The 6,650-nt window shown below is 69.6% G+C and carries 7 protein-coding genes, 1 tRNA gene and 1 pseudogene; 4 read left to right on the top strand and 5 right to left on the bottom strand.

Translation table 11 applies throughout. The features are described 5' to 3' along the window. Positions 1–106 precede the first annotated feature (106 nt). A complete protein-coding gene (locus tag G6018_RS01120) occupies positions 107–817 on the bottom strand; it encodes a TetR/AcrR family transcriptional regulator (RefSeq protein WP_179524866.1) in 711 nt (236 codons plus the stop codon). 8 nt (positions 818–825) lie between these two features. Then, on the bottom strand, positions 826–1,326 hold the full coding sequence (locus G6018_RS01115; RefSeq protein WP_182609747.1) for a peroxiredoxin: 501 nt from the start codon (positions 1,324–1,326) through the stop codon (positions 826–828). Positions 1,327–1,475: 149 nt separating this feature from the next. On the opposite strand from G6018_RS01115, the gene G6018_RS01110 reads away from it, so the two are divergent. Further along, positions 1,476–1,751, top strand: a complete 276-nt coding sequence (locus G6018_RS01110) for a DUF3618 domain-containing protein (protein WP_182636898.1) — start codon at positions 1,476–1,478, stop codon at positions 1,749–1,751. A gap of 157 nt (positions 1,752–1,908) precedes the next feature. Here the strand turns inward: G6018_RS01110 and G6018_RS01105 are convergent. Next, positions 1,909–1,981 (bottom strand) — tRNA-Lys (locus G6018_RS01105). 201 nt (positions 1,982–2,182) lie between these two features. Here G6018_RS01105 and G6018_RS01100 point away from each other — a divergent pair. Beyond that, entirely contained in the window at positions 2,183–3,415 is a 1,233-nt protein-coding gene (locus G6018_RS01100) for an Ig-like domain-containing protein (protein WP_347237758.1), read from the top strand. Between the two features lie 117 nt (positions 3,416–3,532). Then, positions 3,533–4,051 carry a YetF domain-containing protein gene (locus tag G6018_RS01095; RefSeq protein ID WP_182638510.1) on the top strand — a complete coding sequence of 173 codons (519 nt, stop codon included), beginning with the start codon at positions 3,533–3,535 and terminating at the stop codon, positions 4,049–4,051. Positions 4,052–4,076: 25 nt separating this feature from the next. Here G6018_RS01095 and G6018_RS01090 read toward each other — a convergent pair whose 3' ends face one another. Further along, a complete protein-coding gene (locus tag G6018_RS01090; RefSeq protein WP_182638509.1) occupies positions 4,077–5,324 on the bottom strand; it encodes a cation:proton antiporter in 1,248 nt (415 codons plus the stop codon). Between the two features lie 126 nt (positions 5,325–5,450). On the opposite strand from G6018_RS01090, the gene G6018_RS01085 reads away from it, so the two are divergent. Continuing rightward, positions 5,451–6,440, top strand: a complete 990-nt coding sequence (locus G6018_RS01085) for a DUF2804 domain-containing protein (protein WP_182638508.1) — start codon at positions 5,451–5,453, stop codon at positions 6,438–6,440. A gap of 17 nt (positions 6,441–6,457) precedes the next feature. Here G6018_RS01085 and G6018_RS01080 read toward each other — a convergent pair. Next, positions 6,458–6,650: pseudogene (locus G6018_RS01080) on the bottom strand (ABC transporter ATP-binding protein); the annotation flags it as partial.

The following is a 6,650-nucleotide window of genomic DNA, read 5'->3' as shown; positions in this document are numbered from 1 at the left end:
CGGGAGTCGCGTCCGGCGGCCAACTTCTCGCACCAGAAGTCCGCCACCCGCGCCGCCGGCCGGCCGGCGTCAGGCAGCGCCGCCGACCTGCCGTCGCCGGCGTACGTCAGCCGACCTGGGCTTCCTTCTCCGCCAGCCACAGGTACGCGGTGAGCATCCGCTTGAGTTCGGTGACGGTGGCGTCGTGGATGTCCTCGCCCGTGGCGGAGCCGGCGCTGACGGAGAAGTTGAGCATCGAATACGCCACGTGGACCAGTACGTCAGCCATGAACTCGCGGCGTTGGTGCTCCGTGGACGGCATGAGCGGGGCGAGGACGCTGGCGATCATCCTGGCCAGCTCTCGCTCGTTGACCGCGGCGGTGGCGCGGGTGGCCGGGGTGGCCTGCGTGGCCAACCAGACCGCACGCCGCGAGGGATCACTCAGCCACAGGTCGGCCACGTGGTCGAGGAAGTCGTTGAGCAACTCCGGCCAGTCGAGCGCGGGGATCTTCTGCGCGAAACGCTCGATCTCCTCGATCACCCCGTGGGCGTCCTGGCGGTCCAGCTCGCACACCAGGACGTACTTGTTGGCGAAGAACTGGTACAGCGTCCCGATGGGGACCCCGGCGCGGGAGGCGACCTCCTCGCAGGTGAAGGAGTCGAACCCCACCTCGACCAGCACGTCGCGCGCCGAGGACAGCAGCGCCTGGAACTTGCGCCGGCTCCTCTCCTGGATGGGCCGGCGGCGCGGCACCAGGATGTTCGGCTCGTCCTGGACGGCCTCGTCAGCGGGATCCCGTACTGGTTCCTGCACTCGCTCGGGCGGGTCGGTGGGCATGGGTGGCGTCAGCCCTCCGTGGGTTCGGGCAGTTCCACGCCGAGGAGCTTCGCGAGCATCGCCACGTGACCCTTGGCCCGGACGTTGTACCGCGCGAGGGAGAGCGTCCCGTCGGACTCCACGACGAACGTCGATCGGATCACGCCCATCACGGTCTTGCCGTAGTTCTTCTTCTCCCCGAACGCACCCCACTCGGTGAGCATGGTCTTGTCCGGGTCGGACAGCAGGGGGAAGGTGATGCCGTGCTTCTCGCGGAAACGCACGAGTTTCGCCGGCGGGTCGGGGGACACCCCCACGACCCCGATCCCCGCCTCCCGCAGCTGCTGGAGGGCCCCCTCGAAGTCCACGGTCTCCGTGGTGCATCCGGGCGTCATGGCGGCCGGGTAGACGTACAGCACCACGCGTCCGTGCGCGGCGAGCAGGTCCGCCAGCGACGTGGGGGTTCCGTCGGCGTCGGGGAGGGTGAAGGCGGGGGCGGTCTGGCCCACCTCGAGCCGTGGTGTGGTCACCGGTGCTCCTGAAGTCGGGTCGGGGTGTGTGATCACTCCAACCTATCCGATGCGTCGGCGCGCGGGCGCGGATCGCCGACGGGTGCAGTAGCGTGGGCGGGGTCCAGAATCCGCGGCTAACCGCGTGACGAGCGATCGACGGAGGTCTCGTGTCCAGGAGTTACGACAGCATCGAAGGCGACATCGCCAAGGCGCGTGACGATCTCGCGACGACGTTGGACGAGATCGTCGACCGGGTCAATCCCAAGAACCTCGCCGAAGAGGGCAAGGAGAGGGCCGTCGCCGCCCTCACCGATCCCCGGGTCCTCGCGGTGCTCGGCGGATTCGCGGCGCTGGTCATCGGGGGCATCACAGTGTCCATGGCCAACAAGCGCAAGGAACGTCGGCGCATCGAGGCCTACCTCGAGGCGCGTCGGGCCCTCTGAGCGGCCGCCGCGCACCACAGCCCATCGAGAAGAGCGTTTCGCACATTCCCACTCGGGAAACGTGTGCGGAACGCTCTTCTCGTTGAATCACGGGGGTCCCGCCCGCGCTGCCGACACGACAAAGCCCCGGGTCGTGGACCCGGGGCTTTCCCTGCTGTGCGCCATCAGGGACTCGAACCCCGAACCCGCTGATTAAGAGTCAGCTGCTCTGCCAATTGAGCTAATGGCGCCTGCGTGGTGCGAGAGAAACAGTAACAGGACACCGGCGGCATCACGAAATCGCCTGGTCAGGGCGGGGGTGGCCGGTTTCTGACGGCGCATCCTTAACCAATTCGATATGGAATGCAATGATTTCCCCAGGCATACTGAAGAGGACTTCCCCTCGGCCCTGTCGACGTCCGGGGGGAGATGATGCTCGGAAGGGGCCATTAGTGAACTTGCGCCACACGGATCGGACCAGACGACGGGACCCGGGTTCCCGGTCGAGATCCCGTCTCGCTCTGGCCGCCGTGGTCGCCGGTTCGCTCGTGTTGACGGGGTGCACGATCGGCGCCGGCGGCGCGGGTGAGGCCCAGGTCGCCGAGGCGCCGGCCGAGCCGGCCGCGGTCATCTACCTGTCGGTCGAGGACGGTTCATCCGACGCCAACCCCGCCGAGCCCGTGGTCCTCACCGCCAGCGACGGTCGCCTCGACACCGTGGTCATGCGGAATCCGGAGGGCGTCCAGGTCCAGGGCGAGTTCAACCCCGACCTGACGGAGTGGCGGACCACCGAGGACCTGGGTTACTCCCGTCAGTACACGCTCGAGTCCACCGCGACCGACGAGGACGGCCTGGTCACCCGCAAGAACGTCACGTTCAGCACCCTCACCCCGCGCATCATGACCGCGGCCTACCTCACCACCGGTCAGGGCTCGACGGTGGGCATCGGTCAGCCGGTCGCGGTGATGTTCGACGAGCCGATCTCGGATCGCCGTGCCGCCCAGGACAACATCCACATCCGTACCGAACCCGAGGTCGAGGGCGCCTTCTACTGGGTCTCCAACCAGGAGGTCCGATGGCGTCCTGCCGAGTACTGGGCGCCGGGTACCACCATCGACGTCCACGTGGACATCTACGGCGAGGATCTGGGCGGCGGCATGTACGGACAGGAGGACGCGCGCAGCGACTTCCGGATCGGCGACGCGGTCATCTCCCGGGTGGACGACTCGACCAAGCAGATCGTGATCGAGCGCAACGGCGAGGTGGTCAAGACCATGCCCACCTCGATGGGCAAGCCCGACACCCCGACCCCCAACGGCACGTACGTGATCGGCGAGAAGCTCGCCTCGATGGTCATGGACTCCTCGACCTACGGCGTCCCGGTCGATTCGCCGGAGGGCTACCGGACCCCGGTCCAGTACGCCACCCGCATGTCGTACAGCGGCATCTTCGTCCACGCCGCGCCGTGGTCCGTCTGGGCCCAGGGCAGCCAGAACGTGAGCCACGGGTGCCTCAACGTCACGACGGCGGATGCCAAGTGGTTCTACGACAACGCCAAGCGTGGCGACATCTTCGAGGTCTCCGGCACGGTCGGCCCGACGCTGCCGGGGTGGGACGGTCTGGGCGACTGGAACGTCCCGTGGGAGACGTGGAAGGCCGGTAACGCGGACGCGGGCACGGCCTGACGCTGGCACGGTCTGACGCTGGCACGGTCTGATGCCGGGACCCGTGCGACCCGGCGTCGGTGGGGAGAGCCCCGGGTAGCGTGAGCGGTCCTCACGTCGCCGACACCGGAGGTCCCCATGTGGTTCTCGTCCCTGGACCCGATCGTCCGCGTCCTGCTGATCGGCCCGGTCGCGTACGTGGCGATGGTCGCGGCGATCCGGTTCAGCGGCAAGCGGGTGCTGTCCAAGCTCAACGCCTTCGACCTGGTGGTGACAGTGGCCCTGGGGTCGCTCCTGGCCACGATCCTCACCTCGTCGGATCTGGCACTCGTGACCGGGCTGGTCGGGATAGCGCTCCTACTCGGGCTCCAGGTCGTGGTGAGTCTGTTCACCTCGAGGCTCGTCAGGGGGCGCACGGTCGTGCGCGCCAGGCCCGTCCTGCTGGCGCGACGGGGGACCCTGCTGGAGGACGCGATCGCGTCGAGCAGGCTCACCCGGGACGAGGTGTTCCAGGCCATGCGCTCGAGCGGCTTCGGCGGGCTCGACCAGGTGTCCGCGGTCTGCCTGGAGTCGGACGGCACGCTCTCGGTGATCGGTGCCTCGAGCGCCGGGGACGAGGAGGCGTTGGCTCCACTGCGTGGCTGGCCCGACCACTGACACCCCGGACGTCGCGCGCGCGGCCTCAGCGGATCGGTCTGTCGGCCCTGTCGACCCCGTCGGCGTCGCGTCGTGCGGCTGCCCTGAACATGGCGCGACCGGGGGCCGCGGAGACGCCGTGTGCGAGGGTACTGGCCACCACGACCAGGGTGCCCACTCCCAACAACAGTGGATCCGCACCCGCTCGGGACGCCTCCTCGGTCAGATAGAACACCGCCGCGACACCGACCGGTCCGAACCAGCCGAGGAACGCCGCGTCGCGGACACGCAGTCCGAGCGGACGCATCAGCACGAGGAGCACCGGCGGGCGCCGCAGGACGAGCACGGCAGCCGTGAGCACCACCGCTCCCCATCCCAGGCCCGCCCACTGGTCCCACGGCAGCATCGCTCCGAGGACCAGGAAGAACGGCAGGACCGCGAACTGGTTGATCGCCTCGTCGATCTCCACCTCCAGCTGTCTCTCGTGGCCGACACTGGCCAGGTTGAAGGCCAATCCCGAGACGAATGCCGCGAAGACCCCGTTGACCCCCAGCAGACCAGAGCCACCCAGGACCAGCAACGCCAGGAGCAGGGTGAACATCAGGATCGGGCCGTTCTCGGCGGTGTGGTGGCGCTCCGAGAAATGGAGGGCCTTGGCCGCCGACACGCCGGCGAGGACGCCCAGAACCAGGGCGCCCAGGATCTGCCAGCCGATCTCCAGGGCGGCCTGCCCGGCGGTGAGGGGGGTCGCGACGGCGAGCGCGGCCACGACCAGGGGAAGGGCCAACCCGTCGTTCGCCCCCGACTCGAGCGACAGCAGTTGTCGGTTGTCTTCGGGCAGGTCCCTCTCGGCGGCGTCGCCGGTCACCGCGGCGGAGGAGAGGACGGGGTCCGTGGGGCAGATCGCCGTACCGAAGAGCAGCGCCAAGGCGAAGGGGAGACCCAACGCCCAGATCGCGAGACCGGTGGAGATCAGTGCCATCGCGGGCATCACCACCACCAGGAGGAGCGTCAGGCGCCGCCAGTGACGCCGGATCGCCGAGAAGGGGTAGCGGAGAGCCACACCCATCACGGAGATGGCCAGAAGGATCTCCGCGCCGTGATGGAGCGTCGAGGGGTCGGCGACGATGTCGGGGACCTCGAGAAGTCCCATGACCACGGGGCCCAGGACGATGCCGGCCCCGAGTGCGAGGAGCGGCTCCGACACGGGCCACCGGTGTAGTCGCGCGGACAGCGCGACGATCACGACGCCGAGCGCGCCGACGGTCGCGAGCAACAGATCGAGTGTGGACACGAGCCCTCCGGGTCAGTCGGGTCCACCGCACCATAGGCAACGCCCGGCGGTCGCGCCATCGGTCCCCTCTGGTCCCGCGGCGGACCGCGGGAAGGGCGCGACCGCCGCGGGTGGAAGGGTGGGAGTATGACCGATGAGCGCGAGATCACCCGGCCCACCGACCTGGCCCACGGCAACCGACTCGATCCGGCCGCCATCGGCTGGACCCGCACGCCGCTGCACCGCACCGCCATCGCCGGGTGGGGGCGCACCAAGCGCTGGGAGTACTGGGGCGTCGTGACCGACCGGTTCGTGGTGGGACTCACCGTGGCCGGTCTCGACTACCTGTCCACCTGTGCGGTCTACGTCCTGGACCGCCGCACCGGGGTGGAGACCATCCGCAGCGGGGTCAGCCCGCTCGGCCGGCCCGCCTTCAGCGACGAGCCGGGCGTGGGGAGCGTGCACGCGTCGGCCGGTGTGGGTTCGGGTCGGGTGGGAATCGAGATCGACGACGACGAGGGCGCCACCGCGATCCGGGTGCGCGCGACCGGTCTTCAGGTGGATCTGGAGGTCGTCCGCCCGGGCCATGACAGCCTCGGGGTGGTGGTGCCGTGGAGTGAGCGCCGCTTCCAGTACACAGTCAAGGATCTCGCCAACCCCGTCACCGGCTCGGTGACCCTGGACGGGGTCGCACGGGACCTGGGGGCCGGGTGGGCGGTCCTGGACCGCGGCCGCGGACGCTGGCGTTACGCCACCCGGTGGAACTGGGGGGCGGGCAGCGGAGTGGTCGACGGTGTGCCGAGTGCGCTGCAGGTGGGTGGCCGGTGGACGGATGGGACCGGATCCACGGAGAACGGGATCCTCGTGGACGGCCGACTGCACAAGATCGGCGAGGATCTGCGGTGGACCTATGACCTGGCGGATCCGACGGCCGCCTGGAGGGTCCGCGGCGAGCGACTGGACGCCACGCTCACCCCGTTCCACCTCCGCCGGGACATCACCGAACTCGGGATCCTGGCCGTGCGCACCCACCAGGCCTTCGGCACCTGGTCGGGAACCGGGATCCTCGACGACGGCACCACAGTGCGCCTGGACGGCCTGGTCGGATGGGCGGAGGAGTCGCGTAACCGCTGGTAGGGCGCGGGTTCGCGTGGCTATCCGGTGTCCGACAGCGTGAGAACCGAGTCGCAGCGGGCGATCACGTCTGCCTCATGCGTTGCCACGAGGACGGCGGCACCGGCGGCGGATGCCCGCTCGAGGCTGGCGAGCACCGCGCTGCTCGTCGCCCGGTCGAGCGCCGCGGTGGGTTCGTCGACCAGGAGCACGTCGGGCCGGCGGAGCAGCGCG

The organism is Dietzia sp. DQ11-44 (genome assembly GCF_014145205.1).
GTDB lineage: Bacteria > Actinomycetota > Actinomycetes > Mycobacteriales > Mycobacteriaceae > Dietzia > Dietzia natronolimnaea.
This window is presented reverse-complemented; position numbering and strand designations above follow the sequence as displayed.